The sequence below is a fragment of the Pseudorhodobacter antarcticus genome (assembly GCF_900110135.1).
Classification (GTDB): Bacteria; Pseudomonadota; Alphaproteobacteria; order Rhodobacterales; family Rhodobacteraceae; genus Pseudorhodobacter; species Pseudorhodobacter antarcticus.
The window spans coordinates 51,904-68,650 of the sequence record NZ_FOCO01000004.1 but is presented as its reverse complement, the minus strand read 5'-3'; the positions used below and the strand labels follow the sequence as shown (position 1 = coordinate 68,650).

Sequence of the window (16,747 nt, the reverse complement as noted above, 5' to 3'; positions counted from 1 at the left end):
AGGAAACACTATGACGCAGCGGACAATCACAGCGGCCTTGGCCGCGACCGCATTTCTTGGCTTTGCCTTTGCAGGCCACGCCGAACCCGCCAATGACACGTTGATCATTGACGGTAGCGAAATTATCACACGCGCCGCACCCGCCGCCCATCTTGATGGCGCGCTGACGGAGCTTATCTCGGGCTGGCAGTTTCGTGATACGGAAACCCGCGCCATCCAAATGGATGACTTCGACAATCCGGGCATGATCTTTGTGGATCGTGGGATCGACAGCTGGAATACCGCAGACGGCACCGATGGCAAGTCCTGCGCGTCCTGCCATGAAGGCCCCGAAAGCATGAAGGGCCTGCGCGCCGTGACGCCGCGGGTTGATGCGAAATCCGGCAAGGTGATGAACATCGAATCCTATATCAACGATTGCCGCACCACCCGCATGGGCGCTGAGGCGTGGGGCGACAAGGCCGAAGCGATGACGGATATGCTGGCCCTGATCTCGCTCCAATCGCGGGGCGAGTTGGTGAACGTTGCCGTTGATGGGGCCGCTGCCCCAATTTACGCGCAGGGCAAGGAAATCTATTACACCCGCTACGGCCAGTTGGAGCTGTCTTGCGCCAATTGCCATGAAGACAACAACGGCAATTACATCCGGTCCGACCATTTGTCCCAAGGTCAGACCAATGGCTTTCCGGTGTATCGCCTGAAAGATGCCAAACTTACCTCGGCACAGGGCCGTTTCGTGGGCTGCGTTCGCGACACCCGCGCCGAAACTTTCAAGATCGGCTCGGACGAATTTAACGCGTTGGAACTTTATGTCGCGTCACGCGGCAATGGTCTGGCCGTCGAAGGCGTGTCTGTCCGCAACTGACCTTTTCGGGCGCCCCTGAACCGGGACGCCCGCATTTGCCGTGAACCTGCATCTGGCTCTAACTTTGTGAAATTCCTGAACCGCTTTTCTCGCCTTTGGGCGCTTTGAAAACGCATGCCTGCTTTGAAAGGGTCCCCCATGATCTCGCGCCGCGAATTCCTCCAAGCCTCGGTGGCCGCATCGGCCCTTTACGGCGCGTCTGGCGTTGGCAACTGGTCGCGCCTTGCCGCACAACAAGTGTTGACCCAAGATCAGTTGTTGCAGTTCGATGCGTTTGGCAATGTCACCCTTATCCACATCACCGACATTCACGCCCAGTTGAAACCCATCTGGTTTCGCGAACCGGACACCAACATCGGCGTGGGCGATGTACGGGGCATCCCGCCGCATATCACCGGCAAGGATTTCATCAAAGAGTTCAACCTGACCCCCGGCTCCCCCGAGGCTTACGCGCTGACCTATGAAGATTTCACCGCCCTTGGCAAAACCTATGGCAAAATGGGCGGCATGGACCGGGTGGCCACGGTGGTCAAATCCATCCGCGCGGATCGGCCAGAGGCGATTATTCTGGACGGCGGCGACACGTGGCACGGCTCCATGACCTCACTCCTTACCAAAGGTCAGGACGTGGTCAATGTGATGAATAAACTGGGCGTGGAGGCTATGACCTCCCACTGGGAATGGACCCTTGGCACCGAACGCGTCAAGGAAATCGTGGAATCGCTGCCCTTTCCCTTCCTTGGCCAAAACATCTTTGACAAGGAATGGGACGAACCCGCATTCGACCCCTACACATGGTTCGAACGCGGCGGCGCTAAAATCGCCGTGATCGGCCAAGCGTTCCCTTACATGCCCATCGCCAACCCCGGCTGGATGTTCCCCGAATACTCGTTCGGCATCCGCGATGAACGGATGCAGGAAATGGTGGATGAAGTGCGCGCGGCGGGCGCCGATCTGGTTGTTGTCCTCTCGCACAACGGCTTTGATGTGGACCGCAAAATGGCAGGCCGCGTGCAGGGTATAGACGTTATCCTGACCGGCCACACCCATGACGCCATCCCCGAACCTGTGCTGGTCGGCCAAACCATCCTCATCGCGTCGGGCAGCCACGGCAAATACGTCTCTCGCGTTGATCTCGATGTGCGGGATGGCAAAATGATGGGGTTCCGCCACAAACTCATCCCCATCTTCTCCGATGTTATCACGCCCGACCCTGAAATGGCCCAACTGATCGACGCCGAACGCGCACCGTTCAAGGACCAGCTGGAGGAGGTGATCGGCAAAACCGAAAGCCTGCTCTACCGTCGTGGCAATTTTAACGGCACATGGGATGATCTGATCTGTGACGCCATGCTGTCCGAACGGGACGCCGAAATCGCCATGTCCCCCGGCGTGCGCTGGGGTGCATCCGTGATGCCGGGTGACAATATCACCCGCGAAGATATCCACAACGCCACCTCTATGACTTATCCCGCCTGCTATCGCACGGAAATGACGGGCGAATTCCTGAATGTGATACTGGAGGATGTGGCCGACAACCTGTTCAACGTTGATCCCTATTACCAGCAAGGCGGCGATATGGTGCGGGTTGGCGGGCTTGGATACTCCATCGACGTGTCCAAACCCATCGGCAGCCGCATCTCCAACATGACCCACCTGAAAACGGGCGCGGCGATTGACCCCGCGCGCAATTACGTCGTCGCAGGCTGGGCAAGCGTGAATGAAACTGCCGAAGGCCCACCCATCTGGGATGTGGTCGAAGCGCATATTCGCAAAATCGGCACCGTGAAACTTGAACCCAACACCTCGGTCACCGTCACCGGGGCCTAACCGCAACGCTTTCAGAAAGGTTTGATCATGTCAGACAAGCCCAATACAGGCACCACCCGGCGCGGCTTTCTGGCCGCCAGTGCCGCCACGGGCAGCGCCCTTGTGGCCAACGCCGCCCATGCCCAAACGCCCGACCCGATGATCACCGAAGTTCAAGAATGGGCATCCGGCCTTGGGGTTGGCGTCGATGATGCCCCCTACGGCCTGCCCATTAGGTTCGAGTCCGATGTCATCCGCCGCAACGTGGAATGGCTGACCGCCGATGTGATATCGTCGATCAACTTCACGCCCATTCACGCGCTTGATGGCACCATCACGCCCCAAGGGTGCGCCTTTGAACGTCACCATTCCGGCGCAATTGAATTGTCCAAGGATGATTACCGCTTGATGATCAATGGCTTGGTCGACACGCCTTTGGTGTTCACCTACGCCGATCTAGAACGCTTTCCCCGCGTCACCCGCACCTGTTTTCTGGAATGTGCGGCAAATTCGGGCATGGAGTGGGCCGGCGCGCAGCTGAACGGCTCGCAGTTCACCCATGGCATGATCCACAACATGGAATACACCGGCGTCACCCTGCGCACACTGTTGGAGGAGGCTGGCGTGCAACCAATCGCCAACTGGCTGTTTGTCGAAGGGGCTGATGCGTCGTCCAACGGGCGCTCCATCCCAATGGAAAAGGCGCTGGATGATTGCATGATCGCGTTCAAGGCCAATGGTGAGGCGCTGCGCATGGAACACGGTTACCCCGTGCGCCTGATCGTGCCGGGCTGGGAAGGGAACCTGTGGGTCAAATGGCTCCGCCGGATGGAGGCGACAGATGCCCCGGTCGAAAGCCGTGAAGAAACGTCGAAATACACCGACACCATGGCAAACGGCACCTCGCGCAAATTCACATGGGTCATGGATGCCAAATCGGTTGTCACCGCCCCCAGCCCGCAAATGCCCATCACGCACGGGCACGGCCCCTTGGTGATCACGGGCCTTGCATGGTCCGGGCGCGGCGCTGTGACAGGCGTGGACGTGTCCACCGATGGCGGCAAAACTTGGATGCCCGCGCGCCTTGCCGCACCGGGCCAGGATATGGCGCTGACCCGCTTTTATTACGATCACAACTGGCAGGGCGAAGAAATGCTGCTGCAATCGCGCGCCACTGACAGCACGGGCTACGTCCAACCTACCAAATCGCAACTGCGTGCGGTGCGTGGCCTGAACTCCGTCTATCACAACAACGCAATTCAAACCTGGTGGATCAAATCCAATGGGGAGGCTGAAAATGTCGAAGTTTCTTAATATCACTCTCGCCGCAACCGTGTTGCTCTCCACCCCGATCTATGCCCAAACTTTCGGCCTTGGCCGCGCGGCCCTGCCCGAAGAAATCGCGGCATGGAACCGTGACGTGCGCCCCGATGGTGTGGGCCTGCCCGCAGGCTCCGGCGATGCGCTGACGGGCGAAGGCGTGTTTGAGGCGAAATGCGCCGCCTGCCATGGCGACTTTGCCGAAGGGATTGGCAATTGGCCCAAACTCGCTGGTGGCATGGGCACGCTGAACCGCCAGGATCCGCTGAAAACCGTGGGCAGCTATTGGCCGCACCTGTCCACCGCGTGGGATTACATCAACCGTTCCATGCCATTCGGTGCCGCCCAAACCCTGGAACCGGATGAGGTATATGCAACCCTCGCCTACATCCTTTATTCCAACAACTTGATCGAGGATGATTTCGTGCTGTCCAACGAAAACCTCGCCAGTTTCGAGCTGCCAAACGCGGGCGGCTTTTTCATGGATGACCGCGACACCACCGAACTTGCCGCATTTTCACAGCCCGCATGTATGGAAAACTGCAAGGATAGTGTCGAAATCACCATGCACGCCACCATTTTGGACGTGACCCCAAACGACACCACCGATGACGGCCCGGTTGAAGCCGTTGTGACCGAGGCCGCAGCAGAAGTTGTTGCCGAACCAGCAGCCGCCGAACCCGCAGTTGAGGCCGCCGCCGCAGACCCCGCCTTGATCGCGGAAGGGGAGAAGGTGTTCAAAAAATGCTCCGCTTGCCACCAAGTTGGGGACACAGCCAAAAACCGCGTTGGCCCCGTGTTGAACGGTATGATCAACCGCACCGCAGGCACGGTTGACGGCTTCAAATATTCTGCTGATATGGTTGCAGCAGGAACGGGGGGTATGATTTGGGATGACGCAACGCTACACGCTTTCCTTGAAAAACCACGCGCCGTGGTGGCGAAAACCAAAATGGCCTTTGCCGGTTTGCGCAAGGTCGAAGACCGCGATGCCGTCATCGCCTATCTCGCCACGTTCGCCGAATAGCATGGGCAGGGGGGTCAAATTCCTCCTCCCCCTCCTCGCGGCGCTGTCCACCAGCGCCGCGGCAGAAACCTTGGGCGACACGGAAAGCGGCGCAAAAATATTTGCCCGCGATTGCGCCCAATGCCACATGGTGGGGCCGGATGCCCAAAACCGCATCGGCCCCAACCTCAACTCCGTGTACGGTCGCCGCGCGGGTGGCATCGACGGCTTTCAATATTCCAAATCCATGATCCGCATGGGCGCGGATGGGATGGATTGGACGCTGGAACGCCTTGATGCCTATATCGAAAATCCCCGCGCCTTGGTGTCCGACACCCGCATGTCCTATCGCGGGTTAAAAGACCCCACCCAACGCCACGACCTGATGGCCTACCTGCGCAACTACTCCGACAGCCCGCAAAATATCCCTGAGGCGGAACCCACCGCCCTGCGCACCGCGCCGGATCTGGGGCCAGCCCTTTCCCCCGAAATTCTGGCGCTGCAAGGCGACCCCGAATATGGCGCATACCTGTCGGCGGAATGTACCACCTGCCACCTGCGCGATGGGTCGGCCGCTGGCATCCCCTCCATCACCAACTGGCCCGCCGATGATTTTGTCGCCGCCATGCACGCCTATAAATCCAAATTGCGGCCCCATGCCGTCATGCAAATGATGGCAGGCCGCCTGTCGAACGAAGAAATCGCCGCCCTCGCGGCCTATTACGCTATAATCCAAAATTGAAACATAACGGGAGGACGACCAGATGGCCCTAAGCAGACGCATTTTTCTCAGCACGCTCACCGCAACCCTTGCCGCCCCCATGGTGATGGCCCAAACCGGCAAACCCCGCGTGGTCGTGGTCGGCGGCGGCGCAGGCGGTGCCACCATCGCGCGCTATCTGGCCAAGGACAGCAAAGGCGCGCTGGACGTGGTCCTTATCGAACCCGCCCGCACCTATTACACCTGCTTTTTCTCCAACCTCTACCTCGGCGGTTTTCAAACCTATGAAAGCCTTGGCCATTCTTACGGCAAACTGGCCACCGAATACGGCATCAACGTGGTCCAAGATTACGCGGTCGGCGTGGACCGGGATGCAAAATCCGTCACGCTCGCCTCTGGCACCACCTTGTCTTACGACCGTTTGGTCCTGTCGCCCGGCATTGATTTCGTGGAAAATGCGGTCCCCGGCTGGTCCACCGCCGCGCAACACATCATGCCCCACGCGTACAAAGGCGGCAGCCAAACCCAGTTGTTGCAGGCGCAAATGGCTGCGATGCCCCAAGGCGGCACTTTTGCGATGGTCGCCCCGCCCAACCCCTACCGCTGCCCTCCGGGTCCTTATGAACGTATCTCCATGGTCGCGCATCACTTCAAAACCAACAACCCCACCGCCAAAATCCTGCTGATCGACCCCAAAGAAACCTACTCCAAACAAGCGTTGTTTGAGGAAGGCTGGAACATCCATTACCCCGGCATGATCACCCGCATCGGCCCCGATATGGGCGGCGGCGTGATCGAGGTGCGCCCAGACACCATGGAAATCGTGGTGGATGGTGAGGCGGAAAAGGTCGATGTCTGCAACGTCATCCCCGCCCAGCGCGCCGGCAATATCGCGGCCATCGCGGGCGTGACCGATGGCAATTGGGCCCCCGTGCATCCCGACAGCATGCTGTCCAAGGCCGACGAAAACATCTACGTCCTCGGCGATGCGACGAACCAAGGCGACATGCCAAAATCCGGCTTTTCCGCCAATTCTCAGGCCAAAGTCGCCGCCAACCACATTCGCGGCGCGCTGACAGGCTCCACCGTGTTCCCGGCGAAGTATTCCAACACTTGCTGGTCGCTGATCGCGCCGGATGATGGGGTGAAAGTGGGCGCCAGCTATGAACCCACGGCTGAGAAAATCGCGAGCGTGGAAAGTTTCGTTTCCCAAACGGGCGAAGACGCGGCGCTGCGCAAAGCGACGTATGAGGAAAGCCTTGGCTGGTACGCAGGCATCACCACCGACATGTTCGGCTAAACCCTTTGGCTGGCCGCACCCACGGCCAGCCCACCCCAAAAGGCAATCCAATGAAAAGACGTGACTTTCTGGCACTAACCGCCGCCGCAATGGCCATGCCCCATGCAGGGTTCACCGCCACCGAACTGGCCTTGCCCGATGCCAAACTTATCACCCTGTCCGATGGGTTTCTCACCCTGCCCGGCGATTTCGTCCTCGGCGGCATGGACCCCACGCAGGCCGAGGCGATCCGCCAGAAATTCAACCTTGATCCCAACAGCTACACCCCGCCCTGCAACCTCACCCTTTACCAAGATGCCACGCGCAACATCCTGTTTGATGTCGGTTCCGGCCCCGATTTCATGCCCTCCGCGGGTAAAATCGACGATGCCCTCACCGCCGTCGGCCTCACCCATGATGACATCACCCATGTCGTCTTCACCCACGCCCACCCCGACCATCTGTGGGGCCTCTTGGATGATTTCGACGAGGTACAATTTGCCAACGCGCAATACCTGATCGGCCGCGCCGAATTTGACTATTGGACCAACCCCGAAACGGTGAACTCGATTGGCGAGGCGCGCACCACCTTTGCCGTGGGTGCCGCCCGCCGCCTTGATGTGATCGCCGAACAGCTCACGTTTATCGAGGGTGGTGATGAACCCCTGCCCGGCGTGTTCGCCCGCCTTACCCCCGGCCACACACCCGGCCACATGGCCTTTATCCTTGGCGGCAAGGCGCTGGTCACGGGCGATGCCATTTCCAACAACCACATCGCGTTTGAAATGCCCGGCTATGCCTCTCCGTCTGACCAAGACCCAGAACTGGCCGCGCAAACCCGCGTGGCCCTGCTCGACCAAATCACCGTCGATGATCTGGCGATCGTGGGCTTCCATCTGCCCGGCGGCGGTGTCGGTTCGGTCACCCGCCAAGGCGACAGCTACACTTACGTCGAAGGATAAATGATGCGCTTTCTCGCCCTCCCCGCCGCACTCCTCCTCGCCACCCCGCTTTTCGCGTCTGAAGATATTGCAGACCAATACCCCCAATCCCTCCTCTATTCCAAACCGGTGGAGGTGATCCCCCATGTGTTCACCGCCATCGGGGCCACGGCCCCGCCCACCTATGACAACGCTGGCCACAACAACAACCTGTCCTTCATCATCACAGGGGATGGCGTGATCGTGGTCAACTCCGGCGCGTCCTATCTGCTGGCCCGCGCCCTGCATGATGAAATTAAAATCCAAACCGACCAGCCCGTGAAACTGGTGATCAATGAAAACGGCCAAGGCCACGCGATGCTGGGCAATAATTACTGGATTGAACAAGGCGTACCCGTGCTGGCCCACGCCGATGCCGCAACCGAATTTGCCGACAGCGCGGGCCAGTCCCTGACCGCGCTCAAATCCTATGCCCGCGAAAATGCGACAGGTACGGAGCCGATGGGCCCTACGGATACCTTCACCGACCCCCGCGACATCACGATGGGCGATTTTCGCGTTGAAATCCTGCACCTCGGCCCCGCCCATAGCCCCGGCGACACCCAAGTCTGGCTGCCCGACCAAGGCCTGATGATCGCAGGCGACATCGCCTTTCACGAACGCATGCCCCCGATTTTTGAAGGGACTTGCACCCTGTGCTGGATTGAAACATGGGAAGGGCCGCTAACCGACCTTTCCCCCACCTACATCATCCCCGGCCACGGCCACCCCACCAACTTTGCCCAAGTCACCCGCTATACCCGCGATTACCTTGTGCATCTGCGCGGTGAAATCGCCAAACACCTTGATGTAGGCGGCGACCTTGCCGGGGCCTATTACGTCGATCAATCCGCCTATACCTTGCTGGATACGTTTGAAGAACTCGCCACCAAAAACGCAGGCGTGGTGTTTACAGAAATGGAATTTGAATGACCGACATCGCCACCCGCTACACCGCCGCCCAAACCATCGCGCGGGACGCGGGCGCGCTCGCCCTGCGCTATTTCCAGTCGTTTGACACCCTCAACATCACCTCAAAATCCCACCAAGATTTCGTGAGTGAGGCGGACCGCAACGTCGAAACCCTTGTCCGCGCCGCCATCAAAACCCAATTCCCCGATGATGCCGTGGTGGGAGAGGAGGACGACCCCACCCCCGGCACCTCCGGTTTCACTTGGGTCATCGACCCGATTGATGGCACCACCAATTTCATCCACGGCATCCCGCAGTGGTGCGTGGCCATCGCCATTGTCCACAACGCGCAAACCGTCGCGGGCGTTATCCACGACCCCGTGCATGATGAATGTACCCACGCCATGCGCGGCCACCCCGCCTTTTGCAACGAAAACCCCATCCGCACCCTGACAGGTCGCACGCTGACAAACGGCTCCCTCGGTGTCGGCTTTTCAGGTCGCACCCGTGACAGTGGCGCAGTGATCACCTTGATCGACGATCTCACCAAACAAGGCGGCGTGTTTTGGCGCAACGGCTCGGGTGCTTTGTCGCTGGCCTATGTCGCCCAAGGCAAATTGCTCGGCTATGTCGAAGAACACATGAACGCCTGGGACTGCCTTGCGGGCCAGTTGATCATCCAATGCGCAGGCGGCATCATCGAAGACCAAGACGCCGACCACATGATCACCCATGGCGGCCGCGTCGTTACGGCCACCACAGAAACCTTTGCCCAAGTCGCAGCGCTCGCCAACGCCGCCTATGGCAACGGGTCAAACTGATCGGCCGCAAACACGGTGTGGATGACATAACCATCCAGCATATCAATCAACGGCTTTGACGCCGCTTTGCTCGCCCAGCGCGTGTCCGATGCCAGCGCCTCGGCAATATGCCCGCGCTCGGCAAACCGCATCGCCATAACCAGCGGAAAGCGGCTTTCCTCATCATCGCTTTCCACGTCGCGCATCACCCGCAGCTCCAGCAAATGCGGGAACGCACGCCAATGGGGCAACACATGCTCCTGCCAATGGGCATGAAACGCTGCCTCCATCCCCGGCTTGATTCGCCCTTTGAAAAACGCACAGCGTACAAACATCTAGAAACTCCCCTAAAAACCCTACCATACCGCCACCCCGCCAAAAGAAAAGCTGCCGTAGCGGAAATCGAAGCAATGCCAAGGATTTGACATAATTACCCCTCAAATCGTTCGCTTTTCCAAGGTACTTCGTCGTCAACGGCTTCCCTTTGGGCGGCAATCCTTTTCAAGAACTGGCGCAAACCATGGCGACAAACAGCTTCGACAATCCCGGCGCACAGACCAACCAAACTATTAATGGCACGGCGACCGCAGATACGCTGACGGGCGGCTTGGGCAATGACACCATCTACGGCGGCGCAGGCAACGACTTTTTACGCGGTGATACGGGCGTGCCGGGGTCATGGCACTATGAAACTTTTAACTTTGATTTCACCTCGGCCAACGGTCAGGCGTTCAACCCCGCTGCCTTCAACACAACCACGCGCACCGGCTCCGGCTATGTCACCGACTTCAACGAAGGCGGCATCACCAACACCATGCGCGGCGTACCCGCATCCACCAACGCCGAGGATTTCGGGGTCATCTATACCTCCACCCTCAACACAACACTGGGCGGCACCTTCCGGCTTACCACATCGTCCGATGATGGCTCCACCGTGCAAATCTTCAACTCAGCGGGCGTGGCGCTGAACTTCAACAACCAGACCGGCGGTGTTCGCAACTATCTGAACAACGACTTCCACCAAGGCACGACCACGCGCTGGGGCGATGTGGTGCTTAATCCGAATGAAACCTATACCATTCAGATCCGTTATTGGGAAAATCGAGGCGCCGACACGCTGTCCGCGACCATTTCCGGGCCTGCCACGGGCGGGGTGCAAAACCTGCTGACTTCGCCAATGCTGGGCTTGCCACCGCCACCGGAATATTCGGTCACAGGCACCCCAATGGGCGTGCAGGGCAATGACCAGCTGTTTGGCGGCGATGGCAATGACACGCTGTATGGCGATGGCGGCAACGACACGCTGTTCGGCGGAAACAACAATGACCTGCTGTATGGCGGCACCGGCAACGATGTGCTGAATGGCGATGCGGGGGCCGACACGCTGTACGGCGATGATGGCAATGACACCCTGAACGGCGGCAATGACAATGACCTGTTGTTTGGCGGTGCTGGCGCTGACAGCCTAAACGGTGATGTCGGCAACGATACGTTGTACGGTGACGCGGGCAACGACACCCTGAACGGTGGCGATGGCAACGACCTGCTGTTTGGCGGTGCGGACAATGACTTGCTGTACGGGGGCATTAACAATGACACGCTGTACGGCGATGCTGGGGCTGATGCACTGTTTGGCGGCGCTGGCAACGATCTGCTGTTTGGGGGCACTGGCAATGACACGCTGAACGGTGGTGCTGGCAACAACACGATGACGGGCGGCGCGGGCGATGATACATTCATCTATACCCCCGGCAGCACTCTGACGATCACCGATTTTAACTTCGGCAACTCGGGCTCGATCACCGATAGCAACCCGTCTAACAATGACTTTCTGGACCTTAGCGCCTATTATGCCAGCCTGCGCGATCTGCGAAATGACTTTGTGGATGATGGTATCCTGAACCAATCGGTGGGCAATTATACCACCACCACGGCACTGGGCGGCACCATCACCCTAACAGGGATTTCGGCCACCGATCTGACGCGGGATAACATCAATGTCGCGTGCTTCACCCTTGGCACGCTGATCGACACCGCCACAGGCCCGCGCGCCATTGAAACGCTGGCCCCCGGCACCTTGGTTTGCACTGCCGATCATGGCCTGCAACCCCTGCGCGCCGTTCTCAGCCGCGATGTGCCCGGCGATGGCCGCCATGCGCCGGTGATGTTTCGCGCAGGCGCATTGGGCAACACCCGCGACATGCTTACCTCGCCCGCGCATCGCATGATGATCACCGATTGGCGCGCCGAGTTGCTGTTTGGCGAAGGCGAAGTGCTGGTGACCGCCCGCGCCCTGCTCAACGACCACTCCATCACCCGCGCGCCTTGCGCCCGCGTGACCTATTATCACCTGCTGCTGGACAGCCATGAAATTGTCTATGCCGAAGGCATCGCCACCGAAAGCTATCACCACAGCGCCGCGGTCGCGGATGCCGAGGTGGCGGCCGAACTTCACGCCCTGTTCCCCGATCTGGCGCAGTCCAAAACCCCCAGCGCCCGCCTGTCCCTGCGCGGGTATGAGGCGGCCACCCTGCTGGCCGCCGCGTGAACAGCAGGTTAAAATTTGGTTAACAGAATTCGGAGTGTTTTTTCTTTTCAATGCCTTACGCCACGCATCGCGCGCGATACCGCACCTATTCCGGCACCAAAACCGGACCAGACTCCGCAAATGAAATCATGACCTCCGCCCCCGGTTCCAAAGGGCTGGCCACATCATCCAGCACGGCAAATAGCTGGCCAAATTCGGCCTCAACCGTATATTCCATCCGGCTGCCCACATAGGTCGCCTTGGCAATTTTCGCGGGCATCCCCTGCCCCGCTGCCCCAATCCGAACCCTGCTGGGCCGCACCGCAACCCGTGCCTTTCCGGGGGCCAAACCCCGACTCACCAACTGGTGCCGAAACGATCCAATCCCAATTTCCGCCATACCCTCCGACACGGATAAAATCTCACAAGGAATCAAATTCGCCTCACCGATAAAGTCGGCCACAAACGCGCTCGCCGGGGCTTCATACAATTCGCGCGGCGTGCCTTTCTGGGCGATACCAGCGTTTCGCATCACCACAATCTCATCCGATACCGCCAGCGCCTCTTCCTGATCGTGGGTCACATAAACCACCGTCAGGCCAAGGTTCTGCTGAATTTCCCGAATTTCCTCGCGCACTTGCCGGCGCAATTTCGCGTCCAAATTCGATAGGGGCTCATCAAACAACAAAACCTGCGGCTCCAACACCAGCGCCCGCGCCACCGCGACCCGCTGCTGCTGCCCACCCGAAAGCTCGCTGGGCAAGCGGTCGCCATAGCCGGTCAGGCCAACCAGCCCCAGACCCGCCACCGCCCTGTCCTTCGTCTCCGATTTATCAAAGCCGGAAAACTTCAATCCATAACTTACGTTTTCCATTACCGTCATATGGGGAAACAGGGCGTAACTTTGGAACACCATCGACACATCCCGGTCCGTCGCGGGCAGGGTGGACACATCCTTGTCGCCGATGAAAATCTGCCCCTGGCTGGGCATTTCCAGCCCCGCAATCATCCGCAAGGTCGTGGTTTTCCCGCAGCCCGATGGCCCCAACAGCGTGACCAGCGTGCCCGCCGCCACCTCCAAATCAATGTCATCCACGGCCACCACATCGCGGCCATAAATCTTGGTGACGCCCCGAAAACTGACCGAGGCCGCCTTGGCGTTGATTTTGACCATATCCTAGTGCCCCCCGGAATTTGAACTGCGCCGCCCAATTTTGGTGCGCCCGACCGCCAGTTGCAGCATCCCCACCGCGAACAGCATCACGAAAATCAGCGCGGTCGAATAAGCAATCGCCAGCCCGTAATCATTATTCTCCACCCGCCCGATGATATAGCTGGTGGCCATGTCATACCGTGCGGACACCAGAAAAATCACCGCCGAAATCGCCGTCATCGCGCGCACAAAGCTGTACACCAGCGCAGCCAAAATCGCGGGCCGCAGCAAAGGCAGAATGATAAGGCGGAAGGTTTGCCAAGAATTTGCGCCCAAGGTCAGGCTGCTTTCATCCAACGATTTGTCCAGCTGGCTCATCGACGCAATCCCCGCCCGCACCCCAACCGGCATGTTGCGGAACACGAAGCTGACGACCAGAATAATGCCTGTCCCCGTAATCTCAATCGGGGGGACGTTGAAGGCAAGGATATAGGCCACGCCAATCACCGTGCCGGGGATCGCGAACGACAGCATGGTGCCAAATTCAAACGACCGTTTGCCCGCGAAATTTTGCCGCGTCAAAAGATACGCTGTGATCAAACCCATAACGGCGGTGAACGGGGCCGCAATGGTCGCGATCATGATGGTGGTAAAGAAGCTGTCCCACGCCGACCCGGTCCAGCGCATGCCACCATCCCCCCAAGTCACGGCGAATGCGGTCATATAATGCTTGAAGGTCAGCGTGTCATCGACGCCCCAAAGCTGCACGAAGGAGCCGTAAATGATGTAGCAATAGACCATGATCGTGAACAGGCCCCAAGTGCCCGCGATGGCATAGACGGGCAACGCAATCCGCTTTGGCATCGGTGGGTGGACGCCGGAATCGCCTTTGCCGGTTACGGTGGTATAGCTTTTCTTGCCCAGCCAGAACCGCTGCAAATAAAACGCGCCTAGGGTGAAACCCAACAAAACCATCGCCAAAATCGCAGCCCGGCTTTGATCATATTGCGCGCCGACGATGGCGAAAAAGATCTCGGTACTCAGCACATCGAAATTGCCGCCAAGGACCAAGGGATTGCCAAAATCGGCCATGCTCTCGATGAACCCCAGCAAAAACGCGTTGGCCAAACCGGGGCGCATTAGGGGCAGGGATACGGTGCGAAACGTCTGCCAGCGGTTGGCGCGCAGGGTTTGCGCCGCCTCCTCCATGCTTGGGGAAACACCTTCAACGACGCCGATCATTACCAAAAACGCGATGGGGGTAAAGGCCAGCGTTTGCGCGATCAAGATCCCCGGCATCCCGTACAGCCAGCGGGTGGGCTGCACATCAAACACCCCCGCGACCCATTGGGTGACGGTGCCGGACAGGCCGAACAGCAAGATCAGCGCGAGGCCGATCACGAACGGTGGCGTGATGATGGGCAACACAGTCAGCGCGCGCAGGGATTGTTTGTATTTGAAACCAGACCGGGTGAGGACGAGCGCGAAGATAAGGCCAAGGGTGGTGGTGAGCAGGCCCACCAAAATCGCCAAAAACAGCGAATTCCACGCCGCCCCGCAGTTGGTGCCGCTGAAACAGCCAAGCCCCCAGATGCGGCGGTCCACGAATTTGCCGAAAAATTCCATGATGGAATAGCCGCCATCATCGGAAATAAATGCAGCCCCCAACATTTTGGTGATGGGGAAAAACACGAAGATGGTGACCACAGCCACCACGCCACCAATCGCCGCGGTCACGAAAACATCGCCGTTCACCGCACCGCGTGCTGCGATGCCTTGGGTGAACACAAACAAGAAAGATGACGCGACCAGCAAACCGCCATAACCCATGCCAAACTGACGGTCGCCAAGGTCACCAAACAGCGCGATCATCCAACCGTAGGCATAGCCGCGCAGACCAATCCCAAGCCCTTGGGCCACCAGCCACGCAAAGCCAAAACCGCCCGCGACAATCAACACTTTACCATAAATCGCATCGGTTTTGCGCCTGCGCATGACCAGCAAAGGGGCGGCCAGCGCCAGCAGCATCGGGGCCAGCCACAGCTTTTGCCCCTGCGCGATCAACATAATCGCGGGGGCGTAATCGCTGTCCATCGGCCAGCCATCCAGCAGCCATTTAAAGGTGTAAAAATCCTCCACCCCGTACCAGGGGAGGAGGAGGAACCCCGCCCACCCGATCATGACCCAAAAGATCAGGACCGGGTGAGACGTGCGTTCTGATGTGACGGTGCGCAAGGGTTTACTGTGGCAGCGTGGACACTTCGTTATCCCACTTTTCCAGCAGGCGTTTGCGTTCGTCCGACGATCCGTATTTCGTAAAATCGTAATCAATCAGCTTAATCGTGGACATGTCTGGCGCCTTGTCAGACGATGTGGCGGCCATGTTCGACATCACCTGAAACGCGTTGACTTGCAGGGACAATGTCTGCGCCTCGGCGGTCAGGGCCCAGTCATAGAACTTTTTGGCCTCATCCATATTCCGCGCGCCTTTGACGATGGACATGGAGCCGATTTCATAGCCCGTCCCCTCGCACGGGGCGACGCTGACGATGGGGAAACCCGCAACGGTTTGCGCCACGGCGTCATGCAAGAACACGATGCCGACGGTGGTTTCGCCTGTGCCTGCCGCCTTGATGGGGGCGGAACCCGACTTGGTGTATTGGTTAATGTTGGCGTGCAGGCGTTTCATGTAGTCAAAACCAGCCTCCTCACCAAACAGCTGCACCATGGTAGCAAGGGCGGTATAGGCGGTGCCTGACGAATTGGGATTGGCCATTTGGACCTTCCCCTTGAACTCGGGCTTGGTCAAATCCTCCCAGCAGGCGGGGGCGGTCAGGCCCGCATCGGCCAGCAGTTTGGTGTTGTAGCCAAAACCAAGCGCGCCGGAATAAATCCCGATGGTTTTGTCATTCGCCGATGTGGCCTGTGCGATGGCCCATGGGTGCAACTGGTCGCGCATGGGGGAAACGTAGGGTTCGGTCAAATCCTCCTCTGCGGCTTGCAGATGGGGGTCGCCGGTGCCGCCCCACCAGATATCGCCTTTTGGGTTGGCCTCTTCGGCCTTCATCTGTGCAAAGGTTTCGCCGGATGATTTGCGGGTCATATCAACATCAACGCCGCTGAATTCTTCAAAGCTGCGGGCCATAAGCTGGCACCATTCCTCTTGTGCGGAGCAGTAGAAGTTCAGTTTGCCATCCGCCATTGCGCCGCCCGCAGACAGCCCCGTGGACAGCGCCAAAACGGACGCAGCGAGTGTGGTGTTACGCATGATTTCCCTCCCAGGATTTTCTTTTTTGGTGTCTTATGGCGATAGGTTGCAACGATCGGGGGCACCACGCAACTTATTTTGTCACAAATTGACACAAGCAGGCACGA

14 protein-coding genes are annotated in these 16,747 nt (G+C 59.0%); 10 read left to right on the top strand and 4 right to left on the bottom strand.

Annotation, left to right across the window (positions count from 1 at the left end):
• The first annotated feature begins 10 nt into the window (after positions 1–10).
• The 9 genes from soxA (at position 11) to BMY36_RS02855 (ending at position 9,713) form a co-directional block, all read left to right on the top strand.
• Positions 11–865 (top strand): sulfur oxidation c-type cytochrome SoxA, encoded by an 855-nt coding sequence (gene soxA, locus BMY36_RS02895; RefSeq protein WP_050518021.1) that lies wholly within the window; start codon positions 11–13, stop codon positions 863–865.
• Positions 866–1,003: 138 nt separating this feature from the next.
• Positions 1,004–2,695: a thiosulfohydrolase SoxB gene (soxB, locus tag BMY36_RS02890; protein WP_050518086.1), complete on the top strand. Its 1,692-nt coding sequence runs from the start codon at positions 1,004–1,006 to the stop codon at positions 2,693–2,695.
• 27 nt (positions 2,696–2,722) lie between these two features.
• Positions 2,723–3,988, top strand: a complete 1,266-nt coding sequence (gene soxC / locus BMY36_RS02885) for a sulfite dehydrogenase (protein WP_050518022.1) — start codon at positions 2,723–2,725, stop codon at positions 3,986–3,988.
• Positions 3,972–5,021 carry a c-type cytochrome gene (locus tag BMY36_RS02880; RefSeq protein ID WP_050518023.1) on the top strand — a complete coding sequence of 350 codons (1,050 nt, stop codon included), beginning with the start codon at positions 3,972–3,974 and terminating at the stop codon, positions 5,019–5,021. Before soxC ends, BMY36_RS02880 begins: the two co-directional genes overlap by 17 nt.
• Position 5,022: 1 nt before the next feature.
• Positions 5,023–5,742 carry a c-type cytochrome gene (locus BMY36_RS02875; protein ID WP_050518024.1) on the top strand — a complete coding sequence of 240 codons (720 nt, stop codon included), beginning with the start codon at positions 5,023–5,025 and terminating at the stop codon, positions 5,740–5,742.
• Between the two features lie 22 nt (positions 5,743–5,764).
• Positions 5,765–7,021 (top strand): FCSD flavin-binding domain-containing protein, encoded by a 1,257-nt coding sequence (locus BMY36_RS02870; RefSeq protein WP_050518025.1) that lies wholly within the window; start codon positions 5,765–5,767, stop codon positions 7,019–7,021.
• Positions 7,022–7,071: 50 nt separating this feature from the next.
• Positions 7,072–7,962: an MBL fold metallo-hydrolase gene (locus tag BMY36_RS02865; protein WP_082224713.1), complete on the top strand. Its 891-nt coding sequence runs from the start codon at positions 7,072–7,074 to the stop codon at positions 7,960–7,962.
• The gene (locus BMY36_RS02860; RefSeq protein ID WP_050518027.1) at positions 7,963–8,913 is read left to right on the top strand and encodes an MBL fold metallo-hydrolase; all 951 of its coding nucleotides are present in this window, start codon (positions 7,963–7,965) and stop codon (positions 8,911–8,913) included.
• The gene (locus BMY36_RS02855) at positions 8,910–9,713 is read left to right on the top strand and encodes an inositol monophosphatase family protein (RefSeq protein ID WP_050518028.1); all 804 of its coding nucleotides are present in this window, start codon (positions 8,910–8,912) and stop codon (positions 9,711–9,713) included. The genes BMY36_RS02860 and BMY36_RS02855 overlap by 4 nt, the downstream gene beginning before the upstream one ends.
• Here BMY36_RS02855 and BMY36_RS02850 read toward each other — a convergent pair.
• Complete coding sequence (locus BMY36_RS02850) at positions 9,692–10,027, bottom strand: putative antibiotic biosynthesis monooxygenase (RefSeq protein WP_050518029.1); 336 nt, start codon at positions 10,025–10,027, stop codon at positions 9,692–9,694. The genes BMY36_RS02855 and BMY36_RS02850 overlap by 22 nt on opposite strands.
• Before the next feature lie 185 nt (positions 10,028–10,212).
• Here BMY36_RS02850 and BMY36_RS02845 point away from each other — a divergent pair, with 185 nt between their 5' ends.
• Entirely contained in the window at positions 10,213–12,240 is a 2,028-nt protein-coding gene (locus BMY36_RS02845) for a Hint domain-containing protein (protein ID WP_139193916.1), read from the top strand.
• An 85-nt stretch (positions 12,241–12,325) separates the two neighbouring features.
• Here the strand turns inward: BMY36_RS02845 and BMY36_RS02840 are convergent, their stop codons facing one another.
• From BMY36_RS02840 to BMY36_RS02830, 3 genes are read right to left on the bottom strand one after another with little or no spacing between them, the layout of a single operon-like run.
• Positions 12,326–13,393, bottom strand: a complete 1,068-nt coding sequence (locus BMY36_RS02840; protein WP_050518031.1) for an ABC transporter ATP-binding protein — start codon at positions 13,391–13,393, stop codon at positions 12,326–12,328.
• 3 nt (positions 13,394–13,396) lie between these two features.
• On the bottom strand, positions 13,397–15,553 hold the full coding sequence (locus tag BMY36_RS02835) for an ABC transporter permease (protein WP_175469240.1): 2,157 nt from the start codon (positions 15,551–15,553) through the stop codon (positions 13,397–13,399).
• Positions 15,554–15,611: 58 nt separating this feature from the next.
• Positions 15,612–16,640, bottom strand: a complete 1,029-nt coding sequence (locus tag BMY36_RS02830; protein ID WP_050518033.1) for an ABC transporter substrate-binding protein — start codon at positions 16,638–16,640, stop codon at positions 15,612–15,614.
• Positions 16,641–16,747: the final 107 nt, after the last annotated feature.